Source organism: Rathayibacter sp. KR2-224, from assembly GCF_049446075.1.
Classification (GTDB): domain Bacteria; phylum Actinomycetota; class Actinomycetes; order Actinomycetales; family Microbacteriaceae; genus Humibacter.
In genome coordinates this window covers 2,427,159-2,440,762 of sequence record NZ_JBMSEB010000001.1, presented here as the reverse complement: position 1 = coordinate 2,440,762, position 13,604 = coordinate 2,427,159, and the positions used below count along the sequence as shown (strand labels likewise).

Below are 13,604 nucleotides of genomic sequence, written 5' to 3'. Positions count from 1 at the left end.
AAGCCCCTCCGCTCGTGCCCCGCTCCAATGGGGTTCATCAGACATCTCTCCCCGTGCGGCAGCGCCGGGGGATCCCCTGACTCCACCCGAACGAAAGGAACCCGACATGGATGAGCCGCTCATCTCGCTGACGGGAGTCAAGAAGAGCTTCGGCCCCGTCGACGTTCTCAGAAGCGTCGATCTGAAGGCCTACCCGGGCAAGGTCACCGCACTCGTCGGCGACAACGGCGCGGGCAAGTCGACGCTGATCAAAGGCCTTGCCGGCGTGCAGCCGTACGACGCGGGCGAGGTGCGATACGACGGAGAGGTCGTGCACCTGCACAACCCGCGCGAGGCATCCCGGCTCGGAATCGAGGTCGTGTACCAAGACCTCGCGCTGGCCGACAACCTCGACATCGTTCAGAACATGTTCCTCGGCCGCGAAGAGACCAGGTTCGGCACCTTCGACGAGGGCAGTATGGAAATGGCGACGAGCCGAGCGCTGCAGCAACTCTCGGTGCGCACCGTGAAGTCTGTGCGGCAGAAGGTCTCGTCGCTTTCCGGAGGCCAGCGCCAGACGGTGGCCATCGCGCGCTCCGTCATCAACAAGTCAAGGCTCGTCATCCTCGACGAGCCGACTGCGGCGCTCGGCGTCGCTCAGACCGAGCAGGTGCTCAACCTGGTCAAGCGGCTTGCCGAGCAGAACGTCGCGATCATCATCATCAGCCACAACCTCGCCGACGTGTTCAAAGTCGCTGACTTCATCAGCGTGCTCTACCTCGGCCGCATGGTGGCGTCGGTGAAGACATCCGAGACCACGTACGACGACGTCGTGGGCTATATCACCGGAAGCAAGACGTACGCAGGAGAGCCGGCATGAGTGCACAAGCAGAGACAACGGAGGCGCTGCCCGACCCTCTGGTGGGCGACCTCATCGGCAGCGGCGTCGAGGGCGGCGTCGGCGATCAGGTGCGGGCCTACTTCCAGCGCCTGCGCGGGGGCGAGATGGGTGCGCTGCCCGCCATCGGCGGACTCATCGTGCTCGCCATCCTGTTCGCGTTCCTGAGCCCGTACTTCCTCACGGAGCGCAACTTCGCGAACCTGCTCACCCAGGCGGCGACGCTCGTCATGCTCGGCATGGCGCTGGTGTTCGTCATCCTTCTCGGCGAGATCGACCTCTCGGCCGGCGTCACGGGCGGCGTCGCCATGTGTGCGTTCATCGTGCTGGTGGATGTCGCCAAGTGGCCGACCCTGGTAGCTCTGCTCGTCGGGTTCCTCATCGGGCTTGCGACCGGAGCTTTCATCGGGTTCTTCGTCGCGAGAGTGGGCATACCGTCATTCGTGGTCACTCTTGGCCTGTTCCTGGGCTTCCAGGGCCTCGAGCTGATCATCATCGGCAACGGCGGCCTGTACAACGTGCAGGACCCGGGCATCCTCGCGATCATGAACAACAACCTCCCCATCTGGGGCGGCTGGACGATGCTCGCGATCATGGTCGCAATCTCGCTCGGCACGTCGTTCTGGGATCGCGCACGTCGTGATAGGGCAGGGGTTCCGAACCGTCCCATCCTTCTGGTCTGGATCAAGGTCGCCGTCATCGCCGTCATCGGCGGCATCGTCGTCGGCCTGCTGAGCCAGAACCGCGGCACCGGATTCATCAAGGTCGAAGGCGTACCCATCGTGGTGCCGATCACGTTGGCGATTCTGTGGATCGGCACGTTCGTACTCGACCGCACCAAGTTCGGTCGCTACCTCTACGCCGTCGGCGGCAACGCCGAAGCGGCGAGGCGGTCGGGCGTGAAGGTCATCACGATCCGATGGGTCGCGTTCGTGATCTGCTCGACTCTCGCGGTGGTCTCTCAGTTGTTCAGCATCTCCAAGGTGGGATCGGTCGACCCGTCAGCCGGTGTCTCCATCGTGCTGAGTGGCGTGGCAGCCGCGGTCGTCGGCGGGGTGAGCCTGTTCGGCGGACGCGGGCGACTGCTTCACGCGGCCATCGGCGCCGTGGTGATCGCCGTCATCACGAACGGGCTTGGGCTGCTCAACCTGCCCGCTGGCGTGAACTACGCGGTCACCGGCGGCGTGCTCATCCTTGCCGCCACGGTGGATGCCGTCTCGCGCGTGCGCGCAGGAGGCAGCCTCATCCGCAGCTGACGAGCGGGGTCGCATTCGGGCGGCGGGAACGGCGGGATGCCTGCTGTTCCCGCCGCCTTTCTGCACTCGACCACCTGTCGGGATTCGACGGGCGCGGCCTAGGCTGTGCATGTGCGGGGCGAAGGATGTCCGTCGCTCGCACGACCGCCTGGGGGAACGGGCGGACGACATTAGGGGGAATCACATGAGTACAGCAGCACCCGCGAGGCGCCCAGGCGCCGTCACCGCGGCATACGTCATCTGGTTGATCGGCGCCATCGTCTCGTTGATCGGAGCGATCTTCGCGCTCTTCGTCGGAGTGATCGCGCTCGGTGCCGGGGCAGCGGCTGGTGGAGTCACCGGTGCGGCGGCCGGCGCAGTCGTGCTCGTCTTCGCCATCTTCGTGTTCATCATCGCGATCGTCGAGCTGGTCATCGTGAACCGCATGCGCGACGGGCGCAACTGGGCGCGCACGGTGCTGGCTGTGCTGGGCATCCTGTCGCTGATCGGCGCGATCGTGCCGTGGTTCTCGGCCGGATGGAACTCCTCATCCAGCGTATCGGTCGTACAGGTCGTCATTCTGATCATCGCCATCGTGCTCATGTACGTTCCGGCGGCGAACGCGTACTTCGCAGCTGGAGGGGTCACCCGCGGCTCTGCCGCTGCAGGATCGCCTGTCGCGCCGGCCGTGGACGACCAGCGGCCGCCGGTCGCATAGCGCTCGTTCCGAACGGGTTCCCACCCCTGGCCACCGGCGCCTAGGGTGGGGCCATGTCGTTCCGTGCGCTCTACGTCGAACAGCAGATCGAGAACGGCGCGATCGTCTCGCACGATGCGCGGTTGCGTTCCCTCGATGACGATGTGCTCGAGCCGGCCGACGTGGAGATCGACGTCGCGTACTCGGCGCTCAACTACAAGGACGGCCTCGCTCTCGCCGGACGCCCAGGCGTTCTGCGGCGCAGCCCGATCATCCCGGGTATCGATCTCGTCGGCCGGGTGCGGGCATCCGGTGATCCGCGCATCCTGCCGGGGGACCGCGTGGTGCTGAACGGGGACGGCATCGGCGAAACGCACGACGGCGGACTCGCCGAGCGCGCGCGTGTTCGGGGCGAGGCGCTCGTCGTCGTACCAGACGAGTTCACGCTGCACCACGCGGCAGGCATCGGCACTGCCGGGTTCACCGCGATGCTGGCCGTGCTGGCGCTCGAGCACGGTGGCGTGACGCCATCCTCCGGCGACGTGCTCGTCACGGGAGCCGCGGGCGGAGTCGGGTCGGTCGCGATCGCGGTGCTCGCCAAGCTCGGATACTCGGTGACCGCATCCACCGGGCGAGGCGACAGCGAAGCGGACTACCTGCGGGAGCTCGGGGCATCCGCCATTCTCAACCGCGCGGACTTCAGCGAGCCCGGACGTCCCCTCCAGAAGGCGCGCTGGGCCGGCGCCATCGACACGGTGGGCGGCGTCACGCTCGCCAACGTGCTGGCGCAGACGTCGTACGGCGGAATCGTCGCAGCGTGCGGAGTCGCGGGCGGGGCCGACCTGCCAGCCACCGTGATGCCGTTCATCCTGCGCGGCGTCACGCTCGCCGGCATCAACTCGGTCGAGGCGCCGCGCAAGCTGAGACAGGATGCCTGGCTGCGCCTCGCGCGCGACCTCGACGTGCACCTGCTCGACGCCATGACCACGACGATCGGTCTCGAGGACGCCATCGGCGCGGCCGGCCGCATCCTCGCCGGTCAGATCCGCGGACGCACCGTCGTCGACGTGCACAGCTGACTGAGGCGAGCGGGGAACGAGCTCGCTCGTTTCGCCGAGCCGATGGAGGCTGTCGAGCGGCGCCAGCCGCGAATACAGCTGACTGAGACGAGCGCGCCAACGCCCGTATCCCCGCAACAAAAACAGCAGTGTCCGCGCTCTCGCGCTGAGAACAGCAGGTTCTCTGCTGTTCTCACCGACAACTGCTGTTTTCACCGCACCACCCTCGCGCGGCACGCCACTCGCGGTGCGGCACTCGGCACCCCATAGGCTGGCGCCATGATCGTCATCGCGACCCTCGTCGTGGCGCTGGCCGCCGTCTTGCACGTGCTGATCTTCGCGCTCGAGAGCGTCTTCTGGGCTCGTCCCGCTGTGTGGAAGCGATTCGCGGTGAAGGATCAGGCATCCGCCGACATCACCAAGCCCATGGCCTACAACCAGGGCTTCTACAACCTGTTCCTGGCGATCGGTGCTCTTGTCGGCATCATCATGTACGGCATAGGTCAGCACGCCATCGGGTTGACGCTCACGTTCTTCACGCTCACGTGCATGGTGCTCGCCGCCGTGGTGCTGGTGACCACCGGGGCACGGTACATCCGCGCGGCGTTGATTCAGGGCATCCTGCCGCTCGCGGGCATCGTGCTGATCTTCCTGAGCGACCCGATCACGACCTGACCGGCGGTCTTCAGTCGGCCGAGTCGCCGAACGGATGCGTCGTAGCGCCTCGCACCTGCGGCGACACGTGCTCCGGACGGAACCCGCGGCCGATCACGCGGGCCGCGACGCGCCGCACTAGAGGCAGGACGGCCGAGACCAGGATGCGCTGCGGCTCGGGCAACGGCGACGGCAGCACCGCGACTCCCGCGCCGTTGATCACCCGATGCGCCGCAAGCTGCACGGCCTGCATGGCGCGCACCGGAGGCATCCGTCTGCGCTGCACCCACGCTGAGGCGGCATCCAAGTCGGATGCCCGTGCACCGGCCACCGAGCCGGCCCCGCGCAGCAGCGGCGCGAGCCGGTTCGCGGTGGCGACGGCATCCTGTACGGCGAAGTTCACACCGACGCCGAAGGCGGGCGACATGGCGTGCGCGGCGTCGCCGATGCACAGCAGCCCAGGACGCCACCACGTCTCGAGCCGGTCGATCTGCACCGACAGCAGCTTGAGCTGTGCGAACGACTTGAGCTCACCGACGACCGGGCGCAGGAACGGCGCCGTCTCGAGCAGCGCCTGGCGGACCGAGTCGATGCCCTTCTCGCGCAACCCGTCGAACCCGCCCTTCGGAATGACGAGGCCCATCTGGTAGTAGCCCTCGCGCGGAATCGTCAGCACGAGCCGGTGCTCGTCGATGTAGCCGAGAGTGTCCGGCGGCCGGTGCGGAGGGTATGGCAGGCGGAACCACACGACGTCGATCGGCGCCCCGAAGTCAGTGGTCGGAAGCCCGGATGCCGCGCGCAGCACGGAATCCCTCCCGTCCGCCGCGACCGTGAGTGCTGCGTGCACCTCGACTGGTCCGTCGGGTCCGGTCGCGAGCACGCCGGACACGCGCGCCACACCACTCGTGGGCTCGGTCTCGGTCAGCAGGCCAGTGGCCTCCGTGTTCATCAGGAGGCGGAATCCGGGATACGCAGCGGCGTGCTCGGTCAGGAAGCCGAGGAAGTCCCACTGCGGCATGAGCACGAGAAAGTCGTTCCGGCCCCCCAGGCTGTCGAAGTCGACAGGGGTGAGGCGGGTTCCGTCGACCACCGCGTCGAGCGTGGAGACCGAGGTGTGCGGCAGCGTGAGGAACGCGTCGCGAAGCCCGAGCTCGTCGAGCACCTGCAGCGTGGACGGGTGGATGGTGTCGCCGCGGAAGTCGCGCAGAAAATCGCCGTGCTTCTCGAGAACCGCCACCTGCACGCCCGCACGGGCCAGGAGCATCCCGAGCATGACGCCGGCCGGGCCGCCACCGGCGATGCAGCAGTCGACGTCGATGCGCGCCGGCTCGGCCTTGCGCGACTTCACGCGCGCCATGACTACGAGATGACCTCGTCTGCCGGGCCGTCCGAGCCCGGATGGATGTCGCGCAGCGCCTCGACCAGCTGCGACGCGTGCTGTGTCGAGACGATGACGCGTGAGAATCCGTCGGCGACCTCGCCGGAGACCGGCAGCGGTTCTGCAGCCCCCGGAACCGGGCCGGAGCCGCCCACAGCGGCGTCGGCGGCCACCTCGGCGGGCGAGGACGGGGCATCCGTCACCGGCGTGGACTCGGATGTCTCGGCATCCGACTCGTCCGAGGCCTGTGCGTCAGGCTGGTCGATGTCGATCACGACGGCCGTGCGCTGCTTGCCCTTCAGCACGAGAAAGTCCTTGCCGCCGTGGAACTTCCAGGTGCCGACAGCAAGCGTCAGAGGGATGCTGTTACCCGGCGCTCGCACGCCGCGAATCCAGATCCACGGGTCTTCCGTGATCGCCACGCTGCGGATGCTCTCCCGCGGCACAACGATGTCGTCGCGGCGCAGCGCGAGCAGCTTCTCCGCACGGGTGAGGCGGATCTCGAGTCGATCGCGATACACGTGGAAGTCGGCCATGCCACTAGTCTGCCGGGTCGCCATGGCAGCTTCCCGGATGCGAACGCGACCGGACGAGACGTTACAGAACTGAGGCCTCTTGGCGCCGCAACGACGGTTGCATTTCGGTTGAATCGGGTTCCGGAGGCGGTGCGGCCAGCGTCCTCACCCGGTCCGGCCTAGACATCCGCTGCCGTCGGTGCATCGGGCACGCTCTGACGTTACGATCGCGGTTCATGATCGGGGTTCACGACCCTCGTGGGAAGGGGTTTCCGGCTCTCGCGTCGGAAGCTGCCGGGCGAACGACCGATCTCGACCCGGAATGCCCTTGAGAAGCTCGACTCTGATTGATATCCGACTGCTGCCGCCACCGCAGCCACCGTCAGATCGTCGCCTGTAAGTAGATCTGCCCCCGCCATGATCCGGACCTTGGTGAGGAACTGCCCCGGCGTCATCCCGGTGCTCGCAGCGAAGCGGCGAAGGAATGTTGCTCGTGACATCCTCGCCGTCTCAGAAAGGGTCGCGATCGTCCAGCCGTCCCCGGGCGCGCGCAGGACCGAGTCGATGACTCGACCCACACCTGCGTCCGTCATGCTCGTCCACACCGGCGCTGTGCCGGTTTCGCTTCCGGCGGTGCGCAGAACCAAGGCGAGGAGCACGGTGCACAGCGCACTCATCACCGCTGCCGTGCCCCGTCCTTCGTTGGAAGTCTCGCCACGCAAGAGGTCGCTCAGCGCGCGGAGCATCGATGCTTCCTCGGCAGTCGTCGCAAGCGACACTCGCAGCGGTGTGGGCAGGGTGCGGAACAAGACATCGCCTGCGCCTGGACCGTAATCAAAATGCCCGCAGTACAGATCGATTACGGGGTCACCCTCTCCGCGAGTTCGCGTCGTCGTGAATGCAGAGCCGAAGGTCTCGTGCGTCGCGCGCACAGGCTCAGGTCCCCGAGTTGTCACGCGGTGGCCTGCACCGGATGGGATGACGACGACATCGCCGGCCTGCAGGTTGAGCTCGACGCCTTCGACATGGAAGCGCGCTGTCCCTTCTAACAGAACATGGAAGGCCGCGCTCCGGGAACGCTGAGGGGCGACGTCCATAACAGTCGACGCCGACAACATGCAGTGCTTATCCAAGGTTGCACGCAGATGTGCGACCTCGAGCAACCTACTCAAGGAGTCCATAGTGGAACTCTGGGACATACAGACGAGCCTTTTCTAGGGGTGCGGCGCAACCTGTCGCGCCATGGTGGGATCATGACCAAGGAACACACCATCTCCGCCGACGTCATCGTCGTCGGCTTCGGCAAAGGCGGCAAGACGGCGGCTCATGCGCTCGCGGACACGGGCAGGCGCGTCGTGCTGATCGAGCGCTCCGAGAACATGTACGGCGGGACCTGCCCTAACGTGGGCTGCGTGCCGACCAAGATGCTCGTGCATTACTCGGGCGAGAAGCGGCTCGAGGACGACGCGCAGGAGTTCTTCGCACACTCGATCGCCGGCGTGCGGGAGTTGACCAGTGCCTTCCGCGCCGGCAACCTCGAGGGAATGAACGCGCACGATACAGCGATGGTGCTGACGGGCAGCGCCCGATTCGTAGACGACCACACCGTCTCAGTGGGCGAGGGCGACGACGCGATCAGTGTGGCCGCGCCCACGATCCTCGTGAATACGGGTTCCGCGCCGATCATCCCGGCCATTCCGGGTCTCGCCGAGAGCAGCCGCCTCGTAAGCAGCACGGACCTCATCCAGAAGGACCGGCTGCCGAACCGCCTCGTCGTCATAGGCGGCGGGTACCTCGGCCTCGAGTTCGCGGCGATCTACCGGAGCTTCGGGGCCGAGGTTACCGTGCTCGAGAGCGCGGAGCGGCTGCTCCCACGCGAGGACGACGACATCGCCAAGGCCGTGACGGGCATCCTGGCGGGCGAGGGCATCCGGCTCGTTACCGGTGCGACCGTGCTCGAGGCGCGTGACGGAGACGAATCTTCCACGGTGACCTACATCGTCGACGGCGAGACGCACGAGGTCCAGGCAGATGCTCTGCTTCCAGCCACCGGGCGGCGTCCGGTGGTGGCGGAACTCGGATTGGATGCTGCAGGCGTCGAACTGACCGAACGTGGGGGCATCCGCGTCGATGAGCACTTGCGCACCAGTCGGCCGCACATCTTCGCTCTTGGAGACGTCAACGGCGGTGAGCAGTTCACCTACATCTCCCTCGATGACGCACGCATCGTTCTCGACCAACTCCTCGGGGACGGTCGACGTGCCACGACTGATCGCGTCGCAGTGCCGCACACCCTCTTCATCACGCCACCGCTGGCGACGGTCGGACTGACCGAACGCCGGGCACGCGCCGAGGGACGCAACATCAAGGTGTCGCGTGAGAACGTCGCGGACATTATTGCGATGCCCCGCGCATACACGGTCGAGGAAACCCGCGGTCTGATGAAGTTTATTGTGGACGCCGACACCGACCTGATCCTCGGTGCAGCCCTCCTCAGCATCGATGCGCAAGAGCTGATCAACACGGTCGCGCTGGCGATGCGATTCGGCATCACGGCCACGGAACTCAGAGACTCGATCTACACCCATCCGAGCTCGACCGAAGCGTTCAACGAGGTGTTCGACAAGGTCATCGACTGACACCGACCTCCGGCTCGATGTGCACCAGTAGACGGAGGACGAGGCGGCAACCCTCAACGGTTAAAGGGATCTCGTGACCGCTCCCGGCACACCCACCCCATATCCCTGCCGCTGCATAGCACCGATCGCGTAGTGTGATTCCGTGGTAGCCGCCCGTCGTACACCGGGGTCGCAGACTTCATTGCGTGAAGCCAATCGCGGCCGCATTGTCGACGCCGTGAAGAAGTACGGGGGGCTCAGCCAGATCGAGCTCGCGGGCCTCACCGGGCTCTCTCCTGCCACCGTCTCCAACATCGTCAAAGAGCTCAGCGGCGCGGGCGTCCTGAACACCGCGCCGGGCACCCGCAGCGGTCGCCGCGCTCAGCACGTCACGCTCGCGCACGCGCTCGGCCTCGTCGCAGGTGTGCATTTCTCCACCCGCCACCTGCGCATCTCCATCTCCGACGTCGCCTACACGGTCGTCGCCGAGACGCACATGCCGCTGGCCAAAGACCACAGGGCCGACAACGAGCTCGACCGCGTCATGCTGCTACTGGCCGACATGCTCGACTCCGCCGGGGCGGGCATGCTCGACCTGCTGGCGGTGGGCGTGGCGCTTCCCGCTCCCGTCGACCGACGCACCGGGCGCATAGCGCGGCGGGGCATCCTTCGCGGCTGGGACGGCGTCGAGGTGGCGGATGTGCTGCAGCAGCGCCTCAAGCGACCCGTTTTCGTCGACACGGATGCCAACGCCGCCGCCCTCGGAGAACTCCGGCTGGGCGCCGCCCGCGGCAAAGACGACGTCGTGTTCATCGACGTGGGCGACCGCATCGGCGCTGGGCTCGTCTTCGGCGGACGCATCTACTCCGGCCACGGCGGCATGGCCGGCGAGCTCGGGCACACCGTCATCCAGGAGGACGGCCCGGTGTGCGAGTGCGGCAACCGCGGATGCGTGCAGGCCATCGCGGGCGGAAGCGCACTGATCCAGAGGCTGCAGTCGGGCAACCGCGGCATCAAGCTGCAAGACGTGATCGTGCGGGCCATGTCGGGCGACGCGGATGCCATCCGTGCGATCGCCGACGCCGGTACCGCTATCGGGGTGGCCACCGCCAACCTCAGCAATCTTCTCGATCCGGAGCGCATCGTGGTCGGCGGGGAGCTCGGCCGATCGGGCGAGCTGTTGCTCGGACCCATGCGCCGCGAGGTGGAGCGCTCGGTGCTGGCCGGGACCGAGTTCGCACCCGAGATCGTGCAGGGTCAACTGGGGCCGGCTGCCGCAGCGATCGGCGCAGTGGCCATGGCCGTCGAGCGCGTCTCCATTCAGCCCGAAGACACGACAGCCGCGGAGGACGCCGGGGAATGAAGGCGGTCCGCGCGGGTTTGCTGCTCGCGGTCGCCGCCTGCGTGTTCGCCCTCGTCGGGTGTTCCAACGCGGTGGCGCCCGGCGACACGACGCACGCCGCCGTCGATCCTGCGCACGCGAGCATCGGGCTTCTGCTGCCGGATTCGACGACCACACGGTATGAAGCCACCGACCGACCGGCGTTCACCGCACGCATCCACGAGAAATGCCCCGGCTGCAGCGTCGCCTACCAGAACGCTTCGGCCGATGCCGCACGTCAGCAGCAACAGGCTGAGTCGATGCTCGCCCAGGGGGTGGGCGTGCTCGTGCTGGATGCCGTCGACGGCAAGGCAGCGGCATCCATCGTGAACGAGGCGGTCGCCAAGGGCGTTCCGGTGATCGCGTACGACCGCATCATCGACAGCCCCGACGTTTCGTTCTTCGTCTCCGCGAACAACGAGCACGTGGGCGTGCTCCAGGCGCAGGCGCTCGTGAACAGGCTGCGCCAGCTGAAGGTCCCTGCCGGGTCGGGCATCCTCATGGTCAACGGATCGCCGACCGACAACAATGCGTCCGGCTATCGCACGGGGGCGCATTCGGTCATCGACTCGTCGGGCTACAGCATCCTGGCGGAGTACGACACTCCCGACTGGGACGGCTCGGAGGCGCAGACCTGGGTCGCCGGTCAGATCACGCAGTTCGGCAACCGCATAGCGGGCGTGTACGCCGCCAACGACGGCCTAGCGCAAGGCGCCATCGCGGCTCTGCAGGCCGCCGGTGTCGATCCCGTTCCACCGACCACGGGTCAGGATGCCGAGGTGGCCGCCGTGCAGCGCATCCTCGCCGGCACCCAGTACATGACGGTGTACAAGCCCATCAAGCAACAGGCGCGGATCGCGGCCGACGCAGCGCTGACGCTCGTGCGCGGCGGGCACCCGAAAGGCACGACCACGACGAAGACGGGCGGCAAGCAGGTGCCAACGGTGTTGCTGACGCCGGTCCCCGTCACGCTGCAGAACGTGAAGAAGGTCGTGATCGACAGCGGTTTCCATACGGTGGCAGAGATCTGCACGCCCGCATACGAGACCTACTGCAAGGAGCACGGCATCTCATGAGCGCAGGAGACGCAGCAGCGCGCACGGATGCCGCCGCCCTGGCCGCCGCGCTCGAGCCCGTCGTGAGCATGCGCGGCATCAGCAAGTCGTTCGGCCACATCCAGGCCCTGCGCAACGTTGATCTCGACCTGTATGCCGGCGAGGTCGTCGCACTGGTCGGCGACAACGGGGCAGGGAAGTCGACGCTCGTGAAGATCCTGGCGGGTGTGCATCCGCCCGACGCCGGCACCATCGCGTACGAAGGACGCGTCGTCTCGATACCCTCGCCCGCGGCATCCCGTGAGCTGGGAATCGCCACGGTGTTCCAGGACCTCGCGCTGTGCGACAACCTCGACGTGGTCGCCAATCTGTTCCTTGGGCAGGAACTCAGCCGCGGCCCCCTCGACGAAGAGGCGATGGAGCAGCGCTCGTGGGAGCTGCTGCGCCAGCTGTCCGCCCGCATCCCCTCTGTGCGGATGCCCGTCGCAACGCTCTCGGGCGGCCAGCGACAGACCGTGGCGATCGCGCGATCGCTCATCGGCGATCCGCGTGTGGTCATCCTCGACGAGCCGACGGCGGCGTTGGGCGTGGCTCAGACGGCCGAGGTGCTCAACCTCATCGAACTGCTGCGCGACCGGGGGCACTGCGTCGTGCTGATCAGCCACAACATGGCCGACGTTCAGGCGGTGGCCGACCGGGTCATCGTGCTGCGGTTGGGACGCGTCAACGGACGGTTCCGCGCACCCGACCTGAGCTACGAAGACATCATCGCCTCGATCACCGGTGTGCTGAATCTCGAGGAGGGCACGCCGGAAGACGACCCGCGCGAACGGATGCGAGGATCGGCACCCCGCGCCCCGTGGTCCGACCACACGGAAGGCGGCCCTCGATGAGCGCGGAACGAGGGATGCTCGCGCGCGGCAGCACCGAGCCAGGCGCCGCGTACACGCTCCGCGACGTGGCCACTGCATTCGCCGGGCGCGTGCGAGACGGTGAGCTCGGCGCCCTGCCCGTCGTGGTCGGCCTGCTCATCATCGCCGTGCTTTTCCAGGTGCTCAATCCGCGGTTCCTGGCGCCAGGGAACCTCGTGAACCTCACCCTGCAGGCCGCGCCGCTCGGCGTCATCGCCCTGGGTACCGTCGTCGTGCTGCTCGTCGCCCAGATCGACCTCTCCGTCGGCTCGGTCAGCGGCCTCGCGAGTGCCGTGGTCGGGGTCTGCGCGATGCGGCTGCAGTGGCCCATGCTCGTAGGCATCCTCGCGGCCGTCGCCGTGGGAGCGGCGATCGGCGCGTTCTACGGGTTCCTGCTCACCCGGTTCGGAGTGCCGAGCTTCCTCATCACACTCGCCGGTCTGCTCGCATTCCTCGGCCTGCAGCTCGCGCTGCTCGGGCCATCGGGGTCGATCAACATCCCGTTCTCCGACCCGCTCGTGCAGTTCGCGAACACCTGGTTCCTGCCGCCATGGGCGGCGTACGTACTCGCCGGCATCGCCGCGCTGGGCGTGCTCGGCGCGGGGCTGCTGCGCAGGAGCAGAAGGATGCGCGCACAGCTTCCCGCGGAGCATCCTTCGGTCTCCGTGCTCAAGGCCGTTGCCCTGCTCGTGGTGCTGTGCGTCGCCGTCTGGTACCTCTCCCTCGACCGCGGCACCGCGGTCATGCCCGTGCTGTTCCTGCTGCTCGTCGTCGTGATCTCGTACCTGCTGCGCAGGTCACGGTGGGGCCGTTCCGTCTTCGCCGTCGGAGGGAATGTGGATGCCGCCCGCCGGGCAGGACTGCACGTCACCCGCACGCTCGTCACGGCTTTCGTCGTGTGCTCGGCTTTGGCTGCACTCGGCGGTGTGCTCTCGGCGGCGCGACTGGGCTCGGCGACGACCATCACGGGATCCGCCGACACCAACCTCAATGCGATCGCGGCAGCCATCATCGGCGGCACGAGCCTGTTCGGCGGACGAGGCAGCGCGTGGTCTGCCGTGCTCGGCGTACTGGTCATCTCGGCCATCTCCAGCGGACTCACGCTGCTCAACCTTGACTCATCGGTTCGCTACATGATCACCGGCGCGGTGCTGCTGCTCGCCGTCATCGTGGATTCACTTTCCAGACGCTCGCGCGCCAGCCACGGTCGCGCCTAAGAGCAACT

The 13,604-nt window shown here is 67.3% G+C and carries 13 protein-coding genes; 10 read left to right on the top strand and 3 right to left on the bottom strand.

Going from position 1 to position 13,604, the window contains the following annotated elements; translation table 11 throughout:
• Positions 1 to 106: 106 nt before the first annotated feature.
• From ACO2Q7_RS11215 to ACO2Q7_RS11195, 5 genes are all read left to right on the top strand, one after another.
• Entirely contained in the window at positions 107 to 859 is a 753-nt protein-coding gene (locus ACO2Q7_RS11215) for an ATP-binding cassette domain-containing protein (RefSeq protein WP_423355683.1), read from the top strand.
• Positions 856 to 2,133 carry a sugar ABC transporter permease gene (locus ACO2Q7_RS11210; RefSeq protein ID WP_423355682.1) on the top strand — a complete coding sequence of 426 codons (1,278 nt, stop codon included), beginning with the start codon at positions 856 to 858 and terminating at the stop codon, positions 2,131 to 2,133. Before ACO2Q7_RS11215 ends, ACO2Q7_RS11210 begins: the two co-directional genes overlap by 4 nt.
• A 184-nt stretch (positions 2,134 to 2,317) precedes the next feature.
• A complete protein-coding gene (locus tag ACO2Q7_RS11205) occupies positions 2,318 to 2,830 on the top strand; it encodes a hypothetical protein (protein ID WP_423355681.1) in 513 nt (170 codons plus the stop codon).
• Positions 2,831 to 2,883: 53 nt separating this feature from the next.
• Positions 2,884 to 3,888 (top strand): MDR family oxidoreductase, encoded by a 1,005-nt coding sequence (locus ACO2Q7_RS11200; protein ID WP_423355680.1) that lies wholly within the window; start codon positions 2,884 to 2,886, stop codon positions 3,886 to 3,888.
• A 258-nt stretch (positions 3,889 to 4,146) separates the two neighbouring features.
• Positions 4,147 to 4,542: a DUF1304 domain-containing protein gene (locus ACO2Q7_RS11195; protein ID WP_423355679.1), complete on the top strand. Its 396-nt coding sequence runs from the start codon at positions 4,147 to 4,149 to the stop codon at positions 4,540 to 4,542.
• A 10-nt stretch (positions 4,543 to 4,552) separates the two neighbouring features.
• Here ACO2Q7_RS11195 and ACO2Q7_RS11190 read toward each other — a convergent pair whose 3' ends face one another.
• The 3 genes from ACO2Q7_RS11190 to ACO2Q7_RS11180 form a co-directional block, all read right to left on the bottom strand.
• Positions 4,553 to 5,878: an FAD-dependent oxidoreductase gene (locus tag ACO2Q7_RS11190; protein ID WP_423355678.1), complete on the bottom strand. Its 1,326-nt coding sequence runs from the start codon at positions 5,876 to 5,878 to the stop codon at positions 4,553 to 4,555.
• Between the two features lie 2 nt (positions 5,879 to 5,880).
• The gene (locus tag ACO2Q7_RS11185; RefSeq protein ID WP_423355677.1) at positions 5,881 to 6,435 is read right to left on the bottom strand and encodes a hypothetical protein; all 555 of its coding nucleotides are present in this window, start codon (positions 6,433 to 6,435) and stop codon (positions 5,881 to 5,883) included.
• Between the two features lie 200 nt (positions 6,436 to 6,635).
• Positions 6,636 to 7,595: a cupin domain-containing protein gene (locus tag ACO2Q7_RS11180; protein WP_423355676.1), complete on the bottom strand. Its 960-nt coding sequence runs from the start codon at positions 7,593 to 7,595 to the stop codon at positions 6,636 to 6,638.
• A gap of 72 nt (positions 7,596 to 7,667) precedes the next feature.
• Between ACO2Q7_RS11180 and ACO2Q7_RS11175 the strand changes: the two genes are divergently transcribed.
• From ACO2Q7_RS11175 to ACO2Q7_RS11155, 5 genes are all read left to right on the top strand, one after another.
• The gene (locus ACO2Q7_RS11175) at positions 7,668 to 9,053 is read left to right on the top strand and encodes a dihydrolipoyl dehydrogenase family protein (protein WP_423355675.1); all 1,386 of its coding nucleotides are present in this window, start codon (positions 7,668 to 7,670) and stop codon (positions 9,051 to 9,053) included.
• Positions 9,054 to 9,270: 217 nt separating this feature from the next.
• Complete coding sequence (locus ACO2Q7_RS11170; RefSeq protein ID WP_423355674.1) at positions 9,271 to 10,395, top strand: ROK family protein; 1,125 nt, start codon at positions 9,271 to 9,273, stop codon at positions 10,393 to 10,395.
• Positions 10,392 to 11,489, top strand: a complete 1,098-nt coding sequence (locus ACO2Q7_RS11165) for a substrate-binding domain-containing protein (RefSeq protein ID WP_423355673.1) — start codon at positions 10,392 to 10,394, stop codon at positions 11,487 to 11,489. Before ACO2Q7_RS11170 ends, ACO2Q7_RS11165 begins: the two co-directional genes overlap by 4 nt.
• Positions 11,486 to 12,361: an ATP-binding cassette domain-containing protein gene (locus ACO2Q7_RS11160; protein WP_423355672.1), complete on the top strand. Its 876-nt coding sequence runs from the start codon at positions 11,486 to 11,488 to the stop codon at positions 12,359 to 12,361. The genes ACO2Q7_RS11165 and ACO2Q7_RS11160 overlap by 4 nt, the downstream gene beginning before the upstream one ends.
• Complete coding sequence (locus tag ACO2Q7_RS11155; RefSeq protein ID WP_423355671.1) at positions 12,358 to 13,596, top strand: sugar ABC transporter permease; 1,239 nt, start codon at positions 12,358 to 12,360, stop codon at positions 13,594 to 13,596. Before ACO2Q7_RS11160 ends, ACO2Q7_RS11155 begins: the two co-directional genes overlap by 4 nt.
• Positions 13,597 to 13,604 lie beyond the last annotated feature (8 nt).

Coding starts and splice junctions, on each gene's coding strand:
- ACO2Q7_RS11190 (WP_423355678.1), bottom strand. CDS start 5,878: ATGGCGCGCGTGAAGTCGCGCAAGGCCGAGCCGGCGCGCATCGACGTC.
- ACO2Q7_RS11215 (WP_423355683.1), top strand. CDS start 107: ATGGATGAGCCGCTCATCTCGCTGACGGGAGTCAAGAAGAGCTTCGGC.
- ACO2Q7_RS11200 (WP_423355680.1), top strand. CDS start 2,884: ATGTCGTTCCGTGCGCTCTACGTCGAACAGCAGATCGAGAACGGCGCG.
- ACO2Q7_RS11175 (WP_423355675.1), top strand. CDS start 7,668: ATGACCAAGGAACACACCATCTCCGCCGACGTCATCGTCGTCGGCTTC.
- ACO2Q7_RS11165 (WP_423355673.1), top strand. CDS start 10,392: ATGAAGGCGGTCCGCGCGGGTTTGCTGCTCGCGGTCGCCGCCTGCGTG.
- ACO2Q7_RS11205 (WP_423355681.1), top strand. CDS start 2,318: ATGAGTACAGCAGCACCCGCGAGGCGCCCAGGCGCCGTCACCGCGGCA.
- ACO2Q7_RS11180 (WP_423355676.1), bottom strand. CDS start 7,595: ATGGACTCCTTGAGTAGGTTGCTCGAGGTCGCACATCTGCGTGCAACC.
- ACO2Q7_RS11210 (WP_423355682.1), top strand. CDS start 856: ATGAGTGCACAAGCAGAGACAACGGAGGCGCTGCCCGACCCTCTGGTG.
- ACO2Q7_RS11185 (WP_423355677.1), bottom strand. CDS start 6,435: ATGGCCGACTTCCACGTGTATCGCGATCGACTCGAGATCCGCCTCACC.
- ACO2Q7_RS11160 (WP_423355672.1), top strand. CDS start 11,486: ATGAGCGCAGGAGACGCAGCAGCGCGCACGGATGCCGCCGCCCTGGCC.
- ACO2Q7_RS11195 (WP_423355679.1), top strand. CDS start 4,147: ATGATCGTCATCGCGACCCTCGTCGTGGCGCTGGCCGCCGTCTTGCAC.
- ACO2Q7_RS11155 (WP_423355671.1), top strand. CDS start 12,358: ATGAGCGCGGAACGAGGGATGCTCGCGCGCGGCAGCACCGAGCCAGGC.